This is a genomic window from Streptomyces sp. NPDC026575, from assembly GCF_055567415.1.
In genome coordinates this window covers 343,360-358,209 of the sequence record NZ_JBVHQM010000003.1, presented here as the reverse complement: position 1 = coordinate 358,209, position 14,850 = coordinate 343,360, and the positions used below count along the sequence as shown (strand labels likewise).

Annotated in this window: 14 protein-coding genes; 3 read left to right on the top strand and 11 right to left on the bottom strand. The window is 73.2% G+C overall.

The genetic code is table 11. The features are described 5' to 3' along the window. Window positions 1-142 precede the first annotated feature (142 nt). Window positions 143-1,159 carry a diacylglycerol kinase catalytic domain-containing protein gene (locus ACZ4NB_RS05850; protein ID WP_467658557.1) on the top strand — a complete coding sequence of 339 codons (1,017 nt, stop codon included), beginning with the start codon at window positions 143-145 and terminating at the stop codon, window positions 1,157-1,159. A 47-nt stretch (window positions 1,160-1,206) separates the two neighbouring features. Here ACZ4NB_RS05850 and ACZ4NB_RS05845 read toward each other — a convergent pair whose 3' ends face one another. Further along, window positions 1,207-1,719: a GbsR/MarR family transcriptional regulator gene (locus tag ACZ4NB_RS05845; RefSeq protein ID WP_467658556.1), complete on the bottom strand. Its 513-nt coding sequence runs from the start codon at window positions 1,717-1,719 to the stop codon at window positions 1,207-1,209. Between the two features lie 93 nt (window positions 1,720-1,812). Between ACZ4NB_RS05845 and ACZ4NB_RS05840 the strand changes: the two genes are divergently transcribed. Both ACZ4NB_RS05840 and ACZ4NB_RS05835 read left to right on the top strand, forming a co-directional pair. After that, window positions 1,813-2,772 (top strand): ABC transporter ATP-binding protein, encoded by a 960-nt coding sequence (locus tag ACZ4NB_RS05840; RefSeq protein ID WP_467658555.1) that lies wholly within the window; start codon window positions 1,813-1,815, stop codon window positions 2,770-2,772. Next, window positions 2,769-4,409 (top strand): ABC transporter permease, encoded by a 1,641-nt coding sequence (locus ACZ4NB_RS05835; RefSeq protein WP_467658554.1) that lies wholly within the window; start codon window positions 2,769-2,771, stop codon window positions 4,407-4,409. Before ACZ4NB_RS05840 ends, ACZ4NB_RS05835 begins: the two co-directional genes overlap by 4 nt. A gap of 113 nt (window positions 4,410-4,522) precedes the next feature. On the opposite strand, the gene ACZ4NB_RS05830 is transcribed toward ACZ4NB_RS05835, so the two are convergent. The 10 genes from ACZ4NB_RS05830 to ACZ4NB_RS05785 form a co-directional block, all read right to left on the bottom strand. Next, window positions 4,523-5,179 carry a response regulator gene (locus ACZ4NB_RS05830; RefSeq protein WP_393485355.1) on the bottom strand — a complete coding sequence of 219 codons (657 nt, stop codon included), beginning with the start codon at window positions 5,177-5,179 and terminating at the stop codon, window positions 4,523-4,525. Continuing rightward, on the bottom strand, window positions 5,176-6,495 hold the full coding sequence (locus tag ACZ4NB_RS05825; RefSeq protein ID WP_467658654.1) for a sensor histidine kinase: 1,320 nt from the start codon (window positions 6,493-6,495) through the stop codon (window positions 5,176-5,178). Before ACZ4NB_RS05825 ends, ACZ4NB_RS05830 begins: the two co-directional genes overlap by 4 nt. A gap of 133 nt (window positions 6,496-6,628) precedes the next feature. Then, a complete protein-coding gene (locus ACZ4NB_RS05820; protein ID WP_467658552.1) occupies window positions 6,629-7,390 on the bottom strand; it encodes an alpha/beta hydrolase in 762 nt (253 codons plus the stop codon). Further along, complete coding sequence (kynU, locus tag ACZ4NB_RS05815; protein ID WP_467658550.1) at window positions 7,387-8,658, bottom strand: kynureninase; 1,272 nt, start codon at window positions 8,656-8,658, stop codon at window positions 7,387-7,389. Before kynU ends, ACZ4NB_RS05820 begins: the two co-directional genes overlap by 4 nt. Further along, complete coding sequence (locus tag ACZ4NB_RS05810; RefSeq protein ID WP_467658549.1) at window positions 8,651-9,493, bottom strand: tryptophan 2,3-dioxygenase family protein; 843 nt, start codon at window positions 9,491-9,493, stop codon at window positions 8,651-8,653. The genes kynU and ACZ4NB_RS05810 overlap by 8 nt, the downstream gene beginning before the upstream one ends. A gap of 148 nt (window positions 9,494-9,641) precedes the next feature. Next, window positions 9,642-10,055, bottom strand: a complete 414-nt coding sequence (locus ACZ4NB_RS05805; RefSeq protein ID WP_393485364.1) for a DUF3151 domain-containing protein — start codon at window positions 10,053-10,055, stop codon at window positions 9,642-9,644. A 478-nt stretch (window positions 10,056-10,533) separates the two neighbouring features. Next, the gene (locus tag ACZ4NB_RS05800; protein WP_467658548.1) at window positions 10,534-12,054 is read right to left on the bottom strand and encodes an MFS transporter; all 1,521 of its coding nucleotides are present in this window, start codon (window positions 12,052-12,054) and stop codon (window positions 10,534-10,536) included. 87 nt (window positions 12,055-12,141) lie between these two features. Beyond that, window positions 12,142-13,164, bottom strand: coding sequence for a class II fructose-bisphosphate aldolase (gene fbaA / locus ACZ4NB_RS05795; protein WP_467658546.1), 1,023 nt, complete (start codon window positions 13,162-13,164; stop codon window positions 12,142-12,144). Between the two features lie 215 nt (window positions 13,165-13,379). Further along, a complete protein-coding gene (gene pyrE, locus ACZ4NB_RS05790; protein ID WP_046931064.1) occupies window positions 13,380-13,922 on the bottom strand; it encodes an orotate phosphoribosyltransferase in 543 nt (180 codons plus the stop codon). A 10-nt stretch (window positions 13,923-13,932) separates the two neighbouring features. Continuing rightward, a complete protein-coding gene (locus ACZ4NB_RS05785) occupies window positions 13,933-14,787 on the bottom strand; it encodes an aldose epimerase family protein (protein WP_467658544.1) in 855 nt (284 codons plus the stop codon). Window positions 14,788-14,850 lie beyond the last annotated feature (63 nt).

Genomic DNA, 14,850 nt, shown 5'->3' with positions numbered 1-14,850 from the left:
ACGCGTCCGTCATCGCTAGAGCCGTCGAACCGGTGCCCCGGAATAGACGAAGCCCCTGGCGCAATAGCGCAAGGGGCTCTTGCACCGAGATGCTACCTGAGGAAGGACCGAGGTGTCGGCGCAGCCTTCTGGGCACTCTCCCGTGGACTCCGTTCGGGGGCATCCCCTGCTCGTGGTCATCGACCCGGTCGCCCGCAGTACCGACGGGGAATCCGTGCGGATCGCGAAGGACGTCCTGTGCGCGGGCGCGGGGGCGAAGATCTGCCTGCCCGAGGGGCCGGAGGAATTCGCGCGGATTCTTGCCCGGCGGGGGCAGCGGCGGCCGGTGGTGATCGGCGACGACCGGGCGCTGCTGCGGGTCGTGGGCCTGCTGCACAAGGAACGGGAGCTGGCCGGGGTGCCGGTCTCGATGGTCCCGGTCGGGGCGCCGGCCGCCGTCACGCTGAGCCGGACCCTGGGCGTGCCCACGGACACCGTCGCCGCCGCCCGGGCCGTCCTGGACGGCGGGGAGCGGCCGATGGACCTGCTCACGGACGACAGCGACGGCATCGTGCTGGGCGGGCTGCGCATCCCGTGCGGAAGCGACGCCGGCGGCGGCAGCGGTGCCCGGCACGGGCGTCCCGGGGCGTTCGTGCCCGGCGCGGCGGCCCCGGCCGACCCGACGGGCCCGGAAGCCGCCCGGGGCGGGCCGGCGGACGGGTGCTGGGAGTCCGCGCGCCCGAGCGGGGCCGGGCGCCCGGAGGAGCATCGGCCCTGGTGGGGTCCGGCCGCGCGGACCGCCCGTACGGCGCTGTCGCTGCTGGCGCCGGCGGCGGGCCTGGGCGGACGGCGCGCCCGGGTGCCGGGCCAGCGGCTGCGGATCGAGGCGGACGGGGTGGTGCTGGCGGATCTGGACCGGCCGGTGCGCGGGGTGTCGGTGGTCCCGGGCGCCCAGGCCGGGGCGCGGTACGGCCGGGCCGACGGCGGCCCGGCGCTGGCGGAGGTCGTGGTGCACTGGCCGGACGAGGGACGGCCGGTACGGGCCAGGGCGCGGGCGGTGACGGTCTCCGGCGCGGATTTCCACTACCGGGCGGACGCGGTGGTCGGCGGCCCGGTCAGAACCCGGACCTGGACCGTGCAGCAGGGGGCCTGGCGGCTCCAGCTCCCGCGGAACGGGTGAGGACCGCGGCCGACGGGGGCCGGTGAAGGCACCCCATCGGACAGGCCCTAGTCCTCGTACCGGCTGCGCAGCTCGTCGCGGTGCTCGCGCCAGCGCTCCAGCATGACGGGCAGCTCCTTCTGGAGGAACTCGAAGAAGACGACGGTCTCGTTGAGCCGGCGGCCGGCCGGGGTGGTCGCGCCGAGGCTGTCGACGCCGTCGCGCAGGGTGCCCTCCCAGCGGGTGAGGACGTTCTCCCGGCGCGCCAGCGCCTCGTACCACTGGTCGCTGTGGACGCGGTAGCGGTCGCGGCGGGAGCCGGGCTCGCGCTCCCGGCTGACCATGTCGACCTGGGAGAGGTAGCGGACCGCGCCGGAGACTGCGGCGGGGCTGATCTGGAGGCGCTCGCCCAGCTCGGCCGAGGTCAGCACGCCGGAGTCCGAGGAGAGCAGGCAGGCGAAGACCCGGGCGGGCATCCGCGCCATGCCCGCCTCGACCAGCTGCGCCGCGAAGCGCTCGACGAACAGCGAGACCGCCTCCTGGGTGCGTCCGTCGTCGCTCTGCTGTCGCTGCTCACTCATATCCGCATCATCTCCCCTGATCAGACCCGCACCCCCGACTTTATACGGTTTCTTAACTTCACAAATTTGTGAAACTAGCGTAGCTTCCAAAGCATGACCACGGCAATCGCTCCCGCTCCCGCCATCCGGGTGGACGGCCTCCACAAGTCGTTCGGGCGGACCCGCGCACTGGACGGCCTCGACCTCCGCGTCGGGGCCGGCGAGGTACACGGCTTCCTCGGCCCCAACGGCGCCGGGAAGTCCACCACGATCCGCGTCCTGCTCGGCCTGCTGCGCGCCGACGGCGGCACCGCCCGGCTCCTGGGCGAGGACCCCTGGCACGACGCCGTCGCACTGCACCGCCGCATCGCCTACGTCCCCGGTGATGTCACCCTGTGGCGCAACCTCTCCGGCGGTGAGGTCATCGACCTCTACGGGCGGCTGCGCGGGGGGCTGGACACCACGCGGCGGGCCGCGCTCCTGGAGCGGTTCGAACTCGACCCCACCAAGAAGGGGCGGACGTACTCCAAGGGCAACCGCCAGAAGGTCGCCCTGGTCGCCGCGTTCGCCTCGGACGTCGATCTGCTGATCCTCGACGAGCCGACCTCCGGGCTGGACCCGCTGATGGAGGGGGTCTTCCAGGACTGCGTCGCCGAGGAGCGCGACCGCGGCCGTACGGTCCTGCTCTCCAGCCATGTGCTGTCCGAGGTCGAGGCGCTCTGCGACCGCGTCAGCATCATCCGCAAGGGGCGGACCGTGGAATCCGGCTCCCTGGGCGAGCTGCGGCATCTGACCCGCACCTCGGTCGTCGCCGAACTCGCGGGCCCGCCCAACGGGCTGGCCGCGCTCCCCGGCGTGCACGGCCTCGCCACCCAGCCGATCGAGCAGGGGCGGGCGCACCGCGTCCGGCTCCAGGTCGACACCGACAAGCTCGACGCCGTACTGCGCTCGCTCGGCGCCTCCGGCGTCCGCAGCCTGACCAGCACCCCGCCCACCCTGGAAGAGCTCTTCCTGCGGCACTACCAGGACGACGGGCACGGCGAGGCCGCTGCCGAAGGGGCGGTCGCACGATGACCGCCGCGGCCGCACACCTCTCCGCCCGCCCGGCACGCGCCCGCCATCTGGCGGGCACCGGCGCCCTGTTGCGCCTCGCGCTGCGCCGCGACCGGGTGCTGATCCCGGCCTGGGTGCTGGCGCTGGGCGTCGCCGTCGCCTCCATGGGGGCGTCCTTCGAAGCGCTCTACGACACCGCCGCCAAACGCGTCGAGCTGGCCGGCTCGATGAACGCCAACGGCTCGATGCGGGCGCTGTACGGACCGGTCTTCAGCGACTCCGTCGGCGGCCTGATCGCCTGGCGGATGGCCGGCTTCGGCGCCGTCCTCGCCGCGGTGATGAGCCTGCTGATCGTCGTCCGGCACACCCGCGAGGAGGAGGAGACGGGCCGTCAGGAGCTGCTCTCCGCCGCCGTGGTGGGCCGCCGCGCACCGCTGACCGCGGCCCTGCTGTCGGCGCTGCTCGCCAACGCCGTACTCGCCGTACTGATCGCCGGCGGCCTGGCCAAGTCCGGTCGGCCGGCCGCCGGTTCGCTGGCGCTGGGTCTGGCCGTCGGCTGCACCGGCATGCTCTTCGCCGGCCTGGCCGCCATCGCGGCCCAGCTCACCGAGAGCGCCCGGATGGCCAAGGGGCTGACCGGTGCGGTCCTCGGACTCGCCTTCGCGCTGCGCGCCGCGGGCGACGCCGCCACCGCCGACGCCACCTCCCCGCTCACCTGGATCTCTCCGATCGGCTGGTCGGAGAACCTCCGCCCGTACGCCTCGGAGCGCTGGTGGGTGCTGCTGCCGTTCGTCGCGGCGACCGCGCTGGCGGTGGCTGCCGCCTACGCCCTGACCGCCCGCCGCGACATCGGCATGAGCTTTCTGCCCGCCCGCCCCGGACCGGCCTCCGCACCGCGCTCCCTGAGCGGCCCCTTCGGCCTGGCCTGGCGGCTGCAGCACACCACCCTGCTGGGCTGGACGCTCGGCTTCCTGTGCGCCGGCGGGATCTTCGGCGGCATCGCCAAGGGCGCCTCCGATCTGGTCGGCGACAACCGGCAGACGCGGGAGATCTTCGAGCGGATGGGCGGGCAGCAGGGGCTGACCGACGCCTTCCTGGCCACGATGCTGGGCATGCTCGGCATGGTCGCGGCGATCTACGCGGTCGGCGCGGTGCTCCGGCTGCGCGGCGAGGAGACCGGTGAGCGCGCGGAGCCCGTGCTGGCCGGAGCGGTGGGCCGGCTCCGCTGGGCCGCCGGCCATCTGGCCGTCGCCTTCGCGGGCACCGCCGTCATCCTGGCGTCCGGCGGCCTGGCCCTGGGCCTGTCGTACGGCCTCTCGGTCGGCGATGCCGGCGGCCACCTGGGCCCGGTGCTGGCCGCCGCGCTCGCACAGGTCCCGGCCGTCTGGACGCTCGCCGGCCTGGCGGTCCTGGTCTTCGGGGTGCTGCCCAAGGCCACCACCGCCGTCTGGGCCGCGGTGGGCGGCTGCCTGGCGATCGGGTGGATCGGGCCCAGCCTCACGTTCCCCCAGTGGGCCATGGACCTCTCGCCGTACGGCCATCTGCCCAAGCTCCCGGGGGCCGAGGCCACCGCGGCCCCGTTCCTCTGGCTCCTGGGCCTGACCGCCGTCTTCACCGCCGTCGGCCTCGCCGGTTTCCGCCGGCGCGACATCGGCTGAGCCCCGGGCGGCGGTTTCACGTGAAACCGCCGCCCCCACATCCGTGCGCCGCCGGAGCCGTAGCGGACTCCGGCGGCGCACTCGCTCGTCCACAGCCTGTGGACGGCCGACGGTCAACCCCCGGGCGTCACCAGTCGCGCCTCGTACGCGAACACCGCCGCCTGCGTGCGGTCGCGCAGCCCCAGCTTCACCAGGATGCGGCTGACATGCGTCTTGACCGTGGATTCGGCGACGACGAGATGCTCGGCGATCTCACCGTTCGACAGGCCCTGGGCCACCAGCACCAGCACCTCCGTCTCCCGCTCGGTGAGATCGGCGATGCGCTCCTGGGCGGGGGCACGCGGGGTGCCCAGGCGGGAGAACTCGGAGATCAGGCGCTTGGTCACGGTCGGGGCGAGCAGCGCCTCCCCGGAGGCGACGATGCGCACGCCCTCGGCGAGCTGGCCGGCCGAGGCGTCCTTGAGCAGGAAGCCGCTGGCTCCGGCGCGCAGCGCCTGGTAGACGTACTCGTCGAGGTCGAAGGTGGTCAGCACCAGGACCTTGGCGTCCGCGTTGGCGGCGACGATCTCGCGGGTCGCCTCCAGGCCGTTCATCTCCGGCATACGGATGTCCATCAGGACGACATCGGGCTTGAGGACGGCGACCTTGCGCACCGCCTGGCGCCCGTCGACCGCCTCGCCGACGACCTCGATGTCCGGCATGGCGTTGAGCAGGACGGAGAAGCCCTCGCGGACCATCACCTGGTCGTCGACGATCAGTACCCGGATCATGCGCCGCTCCCCTTGGGCGTGGTCTCCCCCGCCGCGCTCGACACCGGGATGAACGCGGCGACCTCGAAGCCGCCGTCCTCGGTGTGGTCTGCGGTCATCTCGCCGCCCAGCATTTGTACCCGCTCACGCATGCCCAGCACGCCGTGCCCCGCGCCCGGCGACGGCTTGGCCAGCCGGCTCGGGGCGCCGTTGACGATCCGCAGGCCGATCCCGCCCAGGACGTAGGAGATCTCCACCCGGGCGTCGGCGCCCGGCGAGTGCCGCAGCGCGTTGCTCAGGGCCTCCTGGACGATCCGGTACGCGGAGAGCTCCACGCCCTGCGGCAGCGGCCGGGGCGAGCCGGTGATCACGGCCTCCACGTCCAGTCCCGTGCTGCGGACGCTGTCGAGCAGCGAGTCGAGGCTGGCCAGCGTCGGCTGCGGGGCTTCGGGGGTGCTCTCGGCGAAGGCGTCCGGGTCCTCGGAGCGCACCACGCCCAGGATGCGGCGGAGTTCGGTGAGCGCGGCGACGGCGTTCTCCCGGATCGTGGCGAAGGACGTGGCCAGCTCCGGCGGGGTGTTCTCGACGCGGTACGGGGCGGCCTCGGCCTGGATGGCGATCACGGACATGTGGTGCGCGACCACATCGTGCAGCTCGCGGGCGATGGTGGCGCGCTCCTCCAGGAGGGTGCGCCGGGACCGCTCCTCGGCGGTGGCGGTCTGGGTCTCGACGACCTGCCGGCGCTCCTCGCGCCAGGCCCGCACCGCCGCGGCGGCGATCAGCACCAGGCCGGAGAAGAACGCCACCGGCGGCACATCGCCCGCACCGCTTCCGCTGAACACCGACAGCACTCCGGTCACACCGAAGGTGACCAGCCACATCTCCACCGCCAGCCGCGGCCGGGTCCGCAGCACCACGAGGGTCATCACGGCCAGGTGGGTGGGGAAGGCCGCGTCCCCGAAAGGACTGCCGTACGGGGAGAAGGCCGAGGTGACGAACCACCCCGCGACCACCGCGAACAGCGAGATCCAGTAGGCACCCACCGGGCGGAAGAGCGTCAGCGCGGGCGGGGCGGCCACCAGCAGGCAGTAGCCCGCCGCCAGCAGGCCCCGCACCGGGCCGGCGCCGTAGCTCATGGTGAAGGTCGCCAGGAAGACCAGCGCCGCGAAGCCGCCCACGATGAAGTGCGGCAGCCAGCGCGCCCAGTGCCGTATCCGCTCGGGCAGCCAGGGCACCCACCGGGACACCTTGGCGTCCTCCAGCGGCGGCATCGGGCGGAAGGCGAAGGCGTCGACGAACAGGTCCTGGCGCAGCCGGTGCAGCGCGCCATGAGCCATCCGTGCCTCGGAGCGCAGGGTGCTCTGCGTCTGGGTCTTCTCGTTCACGCTGACAACGGTAAGCAGAGACCGGCCCCCGGGCGTCCCCACCAATGGGGATCTCCCAGGGTCCGTCTCAAGTACTACTCGTCGGTCACAACAGCGCGACCAGCAGGCGGCAGCTGGGCGTGCCGGGCGTGACCGGCGCGTAGTGGCCCACGCCGGGCAGCTCGCGCAGGTCCGTACCGTCGGGGTGCGCCGCCGCGTAGCGCTGGGAGACGCCGAGCGGGACATCGTCGTCGTCGGCGCCGTGCAGGATCGTGACCGGGACGCCCGGCGGCGGGCGGCGGGCCGGGTCCGCGGCGGCCAGCCGCTCCGGGAGCCCGGGGCCCGCGCCCAGCAGTTCGGCGACCGCGCCGTTGCTCAGCCGCAGCTCATGGGCGTGGGCGAGATCGGCGACCGGCGAGACGGCGATCACCCGGGTCACGGGGGTGCCGGGGCGGGCGGCGGCCAGCAGCGCGAGATGGCCGCCCGCGGAGTGCCCCACGAGGACCACGCCCCCGGTGCCCGGGACCTCGTGCACCGCCGCCTCGACGGCCGCCGCGACGTCCTCGAACGTCTGCGGCGCACCGCCCCCGGCACCGACCCTGCGGTACTCCGCGAGCGCCACCGGCAGCCCCCGCCCGGCCAGCTCGGCGGCGAGCGGTGACAGATGGCGCCGGTCGTAGGCCGCGCGCCAGAACCCGCCGTGCAGGAGCAGCACCAGCGGACCGGGCGCCCCCGAGGGAGCGTCCGCGCCCGCCCGCGGCTCGTAGAGGTCGACGATCTGGTCCGGATGCGGCCCGTACGCCACCGTGCGGTCCGGCGCCACCGGGGCGAGCCCCAGCAGCGCCGTCTCCTCGTCCGTCACGCTCACCCGGCCGCTCCCGGCTCCCCTTCGGGCAGCGCCCCCAGCACCTCGCCGAGCGTCCACGCCGCCCGCTCCGCCTCCGCGAAGGAGGTGTAGAGCGGGGTGAAGCCGAAGCGCAGCACGTCCGGCCGGCGGAAGTCGCCGACCACCCCGCGCCGGATCAGCTCCTCCATCACCACGCCGGCACCCGAGCACGCCAGCGACACCTGGCTGCCGCGCCGCTGGTGGTCCGCCGGTGTCACCGACCGGACCCGGCCCGCTGGTACGTAGGCGCCGACGCACTCCAGGAAGAAGTCCGTCAGGGCGAGGCTCTTGGTACGGACGTCCTCGATGGCGACGCCGTCCCAGACCTCCAGCGCCGCCTCCAGCGCGAGCAGCGACAGGATGTCGGGGGTGCCGACCCGGCCGCGCACCGCGCCGTCCGCCGGGGTGTAGGCGGGGTCCATGGCGAACGGGTCGGCGTGCGAGTTCCAGCCCGGCAGCGGCGATTCGAACCGCTCCTGGAGGCTCTCGCGGACGTAGAGGTACGCGGGCGACCCCGGGCCGCCGTTGAGGTACTTGTACGTGCAGCCGACGGCGAGGTCGACGTGGTGCGCGTCGAGGCCGACCGGCAGGGCGCCGGCGCTGTGGCACAGGTCCCAGACGGCGAGCGCGCCCGCGGAGTGCAGCGCGTGGGTGATGCCGGGCAGGTCGTTGAGCTCGCCGGTGCGGTAGTCGACGTGGTTGACCAGCGCCAGCGCGGTCCGCTCGGTGACCTCGTCGGCGATCCGCGAGGGCTCCACGGGCCGCACCGCGAGGCCGGTCATCCGGGCCGCGGACCGGGCGATATAGCCGTCGGTCGGGAAGGTCGCGGCGTCGACCAGGATCTCCGTGCAGCCCTTCCCGGCCATCCGGACGCCGCCGACCACGGCCTTGAAGATGTTGACGCTGGTCGAGTCGCCGACCACCACCCGGCCGGGAGCCGCCCCGATCAGCGGGGCGATCTTGTCGCCGATCCGCTCGGGCGCGGTCCACCAGCCGGACTCCGTCCAGGAGCGGATGCGCAGCTCGCCCCACTCGCGCTCGATGACCTCGGCTATCCGGCCGGGCACCGCGCGGGGCAGCGCCCCGAGGGAGTTGCCGTCGAGGTAGACGGTGTCGTCGAGGGTGAAGCGGTCGCGGATCGCGGCGAGCGGATCGGCCGCGTCCAACTGCCGCGCGCGGACGGCCGCTTCCCGCTCGCCGGCGGACTCGGAGACGTCGGTGCTGCCGGGGGGTCGGTAGGTCTCAGACATGGCTGCGCGCCGTCCACAGCTCGGGGAAGACGTTCTTGCGGGCCCGCTTCTCCAACCAGGCCACACCCGCGGAACCGCCTGTTCCCATCTTCGCCCCCATCGCCCGCCGGGTCGCGACGAGATGGTCGTTGCGCCAGCGCCACACCAGCTCGCCGACCTCGGTCAGCGCCTCGCCGAGCCGGACCAGCTCCGACTCCTGCGGACCGGCGTAGATCGCGGCCCAGGCCGCCTCGACGGCCGGGTCCGGCTCGTAGCGCTGCGACGGGTCCCGCCGCAGTACGGCGTCGGGGAGGGCATGGCCGCGGCGGGCGAGCAGCCGCAGCACCTCGTCCCACAGGCTCGGCTCCTGGAGGGCCTTCTCCAGCTCGGCGTGGACCCGGGGCGCGCCGCGGTGCGGCACCAGCATGGACGAGGACTTCTCCCCGAGCAGGAACTCCATCCGCCGGTACATCGCGGACTGGAACCCGCTGCCCTCGCCGAGCGCACTGCGGTAGGCGTTGAACTGCGCCGGGGTCAGCTTCGCGAGCGGCTTCCAGGCGGCGTTGAGCGCCTCCAGCTCGTAGCCGGAGCGGCGCAGCGCGTCCATGGCCACCGTCAGGTCGTCGCGGCGCAGCGCCGCGGCGGCGGTCTGCCACTCATGGACGATGACGGTGAACCACAGCTCCATGACCTGTGTGGTGACCAGGAAGACCATCTCGCCGGGGTCGTCGGAGAGCGGGTGCTGGAGGTGGGTGAGAACGTCCGCCTGGACGTAGTCCTCGTACGGGGTGGTACCTGCGAAGTCGAGGTTCGGGGTCTCAGACTCCTGAGCCCCGCCGGTTACCTCGTGGGACATCGCTGTCTCCTCGAAACGTACTCCGGGTAGCGGTCCGCCCCTGCCATGCCGGCACGGGGGCCCCGGTCCCCACCGGGCATCTTCCGCAATGGTCCCCGCAGATGGCAAGGCCCGCCTGGTCAGAGAGCCAGGCGGGCCCGTTCACGGCTCAGGAGAGGGTGTCGGCCGCGGTCGGCGAGGAGTCGCGCAGGAAGGTCGTGCAGCGCTCGTACTCGTCCTGCTCCCCGATCGCCTGGGCGGCGCGGGCCAGGGCGTGCAGGGCACGCAGGAAGCCGCGGTTGGGCTCGTGCTCGAAGGGCACCGGGCCGTGGCCCTTCCAGCCGGCCCGGCGCAACGCGTCCAGGCCGCGGTGGTAGCCGGTGCGGGCGTAGGCGTACGACTCGACGACCCGGCCTTGCTCGAAGGCGTCGTCCGCGAGCTGCGCCCAGGCCAGGCAGGAGGTCGGGTACTTCGCGGCGACATCGGACGGCGCGGTGCCCGCGGCGAGCAGATCGCGGGGCTCCGGGTCGTCGGGCAGATGGGTCGGGGGCGGTCCCCCGAGCAGGTTCTCGTGAATGGCCATGGGTCCAGTATCGCGTTTCGCTGCGCTTGGCCCGCCTCCCACGTTTTCGGCTTTCCCGCCGTGAGAGCTTCTCGCCGTTGCTCCCCCACTGCCTAAAGGGCGTGGGAGGTACCCCCAGCGGCGGGCGGGGCCGCTGCGCGGGGCTGTTCGGGTGCCGGTGGCGGTCCTCCGGGGCTGGGTGTCCGGACTGCTGCGCTTTACGTCCGGACACCCAGCCCCTCCGGCCCGCCCCCTCCCGTTGAGGGTGGGAAAAAACCGTGGGGGTGGACGTCAGCCTTCGGGCGCGCGCGGTCGACAGATCAGGCCCGCCCCCACCGGCCTCTTCACCATCCACCCACGGGAGGGGACAGACCGTAGGACGAAGTCCGTAGGGCTGTCACCGCACCCGACAAACAACCGCCCGCCGCCAGGCGCCACGGCGAACAACCACCACGGCGGGAAAGCCGAAAACGTGGGAGGCAGGCCAAGCGCCGAGCGCCTAGCGGCCGGGATCGCCAGGATCGAGGGGCGGGGCGCTCACCCCGCAGTGGTAGGCGCACTCGGGATGGCACCGCTTCTCCGGGGGCGGCTCAGGCCCCCGGAGGACCGCGGGGCGGACCGTCGACCAGGCGATCAGTGCGCCGACCACCAGCACGCCGGCGCACAGCGGCATCGCGCGCCGGAACGTCGCCGCGAACTCGTCCGCCGAGCGGTACGCCTCCGGGCCCATGCCCGCGAGCAGCGGCAGCGCGGCCACCGCCATCAGGCCCGCGGCCCGCGCCGCCGCGTTGTTGATACCGCTGGCCAGGCCCGCCCGGTCCACGTCCACCGAGGCCAGCACGGTCGCGGTGAGCGGCGCGACCAGCGTCACCATCCCCGCGCCGAGCACCACCATCGCGGGCAGCACATCGGCGAAGTACGACGCCTCGCGGCCCACCCGCAGCATCAGCAGCATCCCGGCGGCGCAGAGCACCGGGCCGACGGTCAACGGGATCCGCGGCCCGATGCGCTGCCCCAGCTCCCCGGAACGGGCGGACAGCAGCAGCATCAGCACGGTCGTCGGCAGCAGCGCGGTACCCGCCTGCAACGCCGAATAGCCCGCCACGACCTGGAGCTGGAGCACGGAGAGGAAGAAGAAGCCGCTGAACGCGGCGTAGACGCACACCGTCACCGCGTTGATGGCGGAGAACAGCCGGATACGGAAGATCGCGGGCGGCAGCATCGGGTCGGCCTGGCGCCCTTCGACGCGCACGAAGCCCACCCCGAGCAGCACCCCGGCCACCGCGGGCACCAGCACGCCCGGCGCGGCGCCCCGGTCCGGCGCGGTGATCAGCGCATAGGTCACCCCGGCCAGCGACAACGCGCCCAGCACCGCGCCCCGTACGTCGAAGCCGCCGCGTGCGCGGGCGTCCCGCTCCCGGGTCTCCGGTACGTGCCGCAGCGCCACCGGCACACACACCGCCGCGATCGGCACGTTCAGGAAGAACACCCAGCGCCAGCCGGGGCCGTCCACCAGCCAGCCGCCGACGAACGGGCCGACCGCCGCCGCCACCCCGCCCAGCCCCGACCAGGCGCCGACGCCCCGGGCCCGGTCGTCGGGGTGGAAGACGGCCTGGATCAGCGCCAGCGAGCCGGGGGTGAGCAGCGCCCCGCCGACGCCCTGCAGCGCCCGGGCCGCGATCAGCACCCCGGCGCCCGGCGCGAGGCCGCACAGCAGCGAGGCCGCGGCGAACCAGACCACACCGATCACGAAGATCCGGCGCCGCCCGTAGCGGTCGCCCAGCGCCCCGCCCAGCAGGATCAGCGAGGAGAGCGTGAGCAGGTACGCGGTCACGGTCCACTGCAGGACCGCCAGATCCGCGTCGAGGTCCTCGCCGATCCTCGGCAGCGCGACATTGACGACCGTGCTGTCGAGCAGCGCCATGCCGGAGCCCAGCACGGCCGTGGTCAGCACCCACCGGCCCCGCGCCGAGGCCAGCCGGACCTCGCCGGGAACCTGGGGCTCCTGCCGTTCGCTCATAGGGCGAGCTTGCCCGTCGGCGGGGAGCCGCGCACGGCGAAGGCCCCGCACCTCACCCGAGATGCGGGGCCTTCGAGCCGTACGGGACTACTTGATCTTGGTGCCCGTGGAGCGCAGGTTCGCGCAGGCCTCGGTGACGCGCTTGGCCATACCGGCCTCGGCCAGCTTGCCCCAGCTGCGCGGGTCGTAGGTCTTCTTGTTGCCGACCTCGCCGTCGACCTTCAGCACGCCGTCGTAGTTGCGGAACATGTGGTCCGCGACCGGGCGGGAGAAGGCGTACTGGGTGTCGGTGTCCAGGTTCATCTTGACCACGCCGTTCTCCAGCGCGGTGGCGATCTCCTGCTCGGTGGAGCCGGAGCCGCCGTGGAAGACGAAGTCGAACGGGGCGGCCTTGCCGTACTTGGCGCCGACGCCCTCCTGGAGGTCCTTCAGCAGCTCGGGGCGGAGCACGACGTTGCCCGGCTTGTAGACGCCGTGGACGTTGCCGAAGGAGGCGGCGAGCAGGTAGCGGCCCTTCTCGCCCAGACCGAGCGCCTCGGCGGTACGCAGCGCGTCGTCGACCGTGGTGTACAGCTCGTCGTTGATCTCGTGGGTGACGCCGTCCTCCTCGCCACCGGTCGGGGTGATCTCGACCTCAAGGATGATCTTGGCGGCGGCGGCCTTGGCGAGCAGCTCCTGGCCGATGGCCAGGTTGTCGGCCAGGTTCTCGGCCGAGCCGTCCCACATGTGCGACTGGAACAGCGGGTTCTGGCCCTTGGCCACCCGCTCCGCGGAGATGTCGATCAGCGGGCGGACGTACCCGTCCAGCTTGTCCTTGGGGCAGTGGTCGGTGTGCAGCGCGACGGTGATGTCGTACTTGGCCGCGACGACGTGCGCGAACTCGGCGAGCGCGACGGCGCCGGTCACCATGTCCTTGTTGTACTGGCCGCCCAGGAACTCCGCACCACCGGTGGAGATCTGGATGATGCCGTCGCTCTCGGCCTCGGCGAAGCCCCGCAGCGCGGCGTGCAGCGTCTGCGTCGACGTGACGTTGATGGCCGGGTAGGCGAACTTGCCGGCCTTCGCCCGGTCCAGCATCTCGTTGTAGACGTCGGGGGTTGCGATGGGCATCTGTCCGCTCCTTGTGTATGCGGGTGTGCGTTCTTGGCCCTGACCAGGCGAGGACTTCGCCGGGCCACATCTTTCCAGACTCGGCCGACTGCTCCACATCGCCCATCCGGCCGTCATGCGAAAGGGGTGCGGTGTTTCACGTGAAACACCGCACCCCTTAGCAAAGGCGCAGGTCAGAGCGGCATGCACCAGCTCTCGCGGTCCTTTGGCCGACCTCAGGCCAGGCCGAGGTCACCGAGCTGGTAGCCCGTGATATAGGGCAGCCCGGCCTCGGCGATCGCCGAGGCGGCGCCACGGTCGACGATCGTCGCGACCGCGACGACCTCGGCACCCGCCTCACGCGCCGCCTCGACGGCGGTCAGCGGCGAGCCGCCCGTGGTGGAGGTGTCCTCCACGACCAGAACCCGGCGGCCCTTGATGTCCGGGCCCTCGATACGGCGCTGCATACCGTGCGCCTTCTGCGCCTTGCGGACGACGAAGGAGTCCAGCCGGCGGCCGCGGGCGGCGGAGGCGTGCAGCATCGAGGTGGCGACCGGGTCGGCACCGAGCGTCAGCCCGCCCACCGCGTCGTAGTCAAGGTCGGCGGTGATGTCCAGCATCAGCTGCCCGACCAGCGGCGCGGCCTCGCCGTCCAGGGTGATCCGGCGCAGGTCGATGTAGTAGTCGGCCTCCTTGCCGGAGGAAAGCGTCACCTTGCCGTGCACCACGGCCTTGTCCTTGATCTGCTGCAGCAGCTCGCCGCGCACGTCGTCACTCATGCCCATGAGCTTAGGCGGTGCCCGAGGACAGGCTCCGCCAGCTCCAGGTCGTCGAGATCTCCAGCGGATCGATGGGGGTGACCAGCCACGGCATCGTGTTGAGACCGTTCGGCGGCCCGGACTGCGGCTCGACGCAGACCGCGGCCTCCTGCTCGTCGTAGATCACGACCCACTCGGCGCGGCTGGTGACCCTCAGCTCCAGACGGCCCGGCCAGGTGAGGGTGACGTCGACGCCCCGCGGCATACCGAAGCAGTCGTCCCAGGGCCCCGGCTGCGGCATGATCCGCCGCCCGGTCGGCAGATGGTCGGCGCCCCGCTCCTCCTGCCACTCCGGTGCGAAGTCGAGCTGCGCGTCCTCGCCGCCCTCGCCCAGATTCCGCCGGAACCATGGGTGCCAGCCGGCCTGCGCCGGGAAGGAGTCGGCGGCCGCCTCGACGCCCATGGTGAGGGTGAGCGAACCGCCGTCCTCGGCCAGTTCGACGATCTGGGTGACCTGCCCCGGGTACGGCCACGGAGCGGCCGGGTCCGCGAGGTCGTAGATGAAGACCGCCTGCGTCGCGCTCGAACGCGCGGTGCGCCAGCGGAGGTTGCGGCCGGTGCCGTGGATGGCGTGCGGTGCGGCGTTGACCGGCATCTGGTGCAGCTCCCCGCCGTTGCGGAACCGACCGTTCTCGATCCGGCCGCACCACGGGACCATGGGGAAGCAGCCGTAGTGGTCGCCCTGCCGCAGCAGCTCCGTACCGCCCACACGGAGGCTGCCGATGCGGCAGCCGTTGTCCGGATGAACGGTCACTTCGGCGGCCCCGGCCGCCAGCCGCACGCCCGCCGCCTGTGGCGCGGGCTGAGTGGGGTTGTCGGTACTCACGGAACCGACCTTGCCATGTCTTCATCCCTTTCGCCGGTTCGCTGCGCTTGGCCTGCTTCCCAC

Excerpts from the sequence above, each read along its gene's own strand:
- ACZ4NB_RS05835 (WP_467658554.1), top strand. The coding sequence starts at position 2,769 with ATGACCGCCGCGGCCGCACACCTCTCCGCCCGCCCGGCACGCGCCCGC.
- fbaA (WP_467658546.1), bottom strand. The coding sequence starts at position 13,164 with ATGCCCATCGCAACCCCCGACGTCTACAACGAGATGCTGGACCGGGCG.
- ACZ4NB_RS05845 (WP_467658556.1), bottom strand. The coding sequence starts at position 1,719 with ATGAGTGAGCAGCGACAGCAGAGCGACGACGGACGCACCCAGGAGGCG.
- ACZ4NB_RS05840 (WP_467658555.1), top strand. The coding sequence starts at position 1,813 with ATGACCACGGCAATCGCTCCCGCTCCCGCCATCCGGGTGGACGGCCTC.
- ACZ4NB_RS05805 (WP_393485364.1), bottom strand. The coding sequence starts at position 10,055 with ATGGCCATTCACGAGAACCTGCTCGGGGGACCGCCCCCGACCCATCTG.
- ACZ4NB_RS05810 (WP_467658549.1), bottom strand. The coding sequence starts at position 9,493 with ATGTCCCACGAGGTAACCGGCGGGGCTCAGGAGTCTGAGACCCCGAAC.
- kynU (WP_467658550.1), bottom strand. The coding sequence starts at position 8,658 with ATGTCTGAGACCTACCGACCCCCCGGCAGCACCGACGTCTCCGAGTCC.
- ACZ4NB_RS05825 (WP_467658654.1), bottom strand. The coding sequence starts at position 6,495 with ATGGCTCATGGCGCGCTGCACCGGCTGCGCCAGGACCTGTTCGTCGAC.
- ACZ4NB_RS05830 (WP_393485355.1), bottom strand. The coding sequence starts at position 5,179 with ATGATCCGGGTACTGATCGTCGACGACCAGGTGATGGTCCGCGAGGGC.
- pyrE (WP_046931064.1), bottom strand. The coding sequence starts at position 13,922 with ATGAGTGACGACGTGCGCGGCGAGCTGCTGCAGCAGATCAAGGACAAG.
- ACZ4NB_RS05800 (WP_467658548.1), bottom strand. The coding sequence starts at position 12,054 with ATGAGCGAACGGCAGGAGCCCCAGGTTCCCGGCGAGGTCCGGCTGGCC.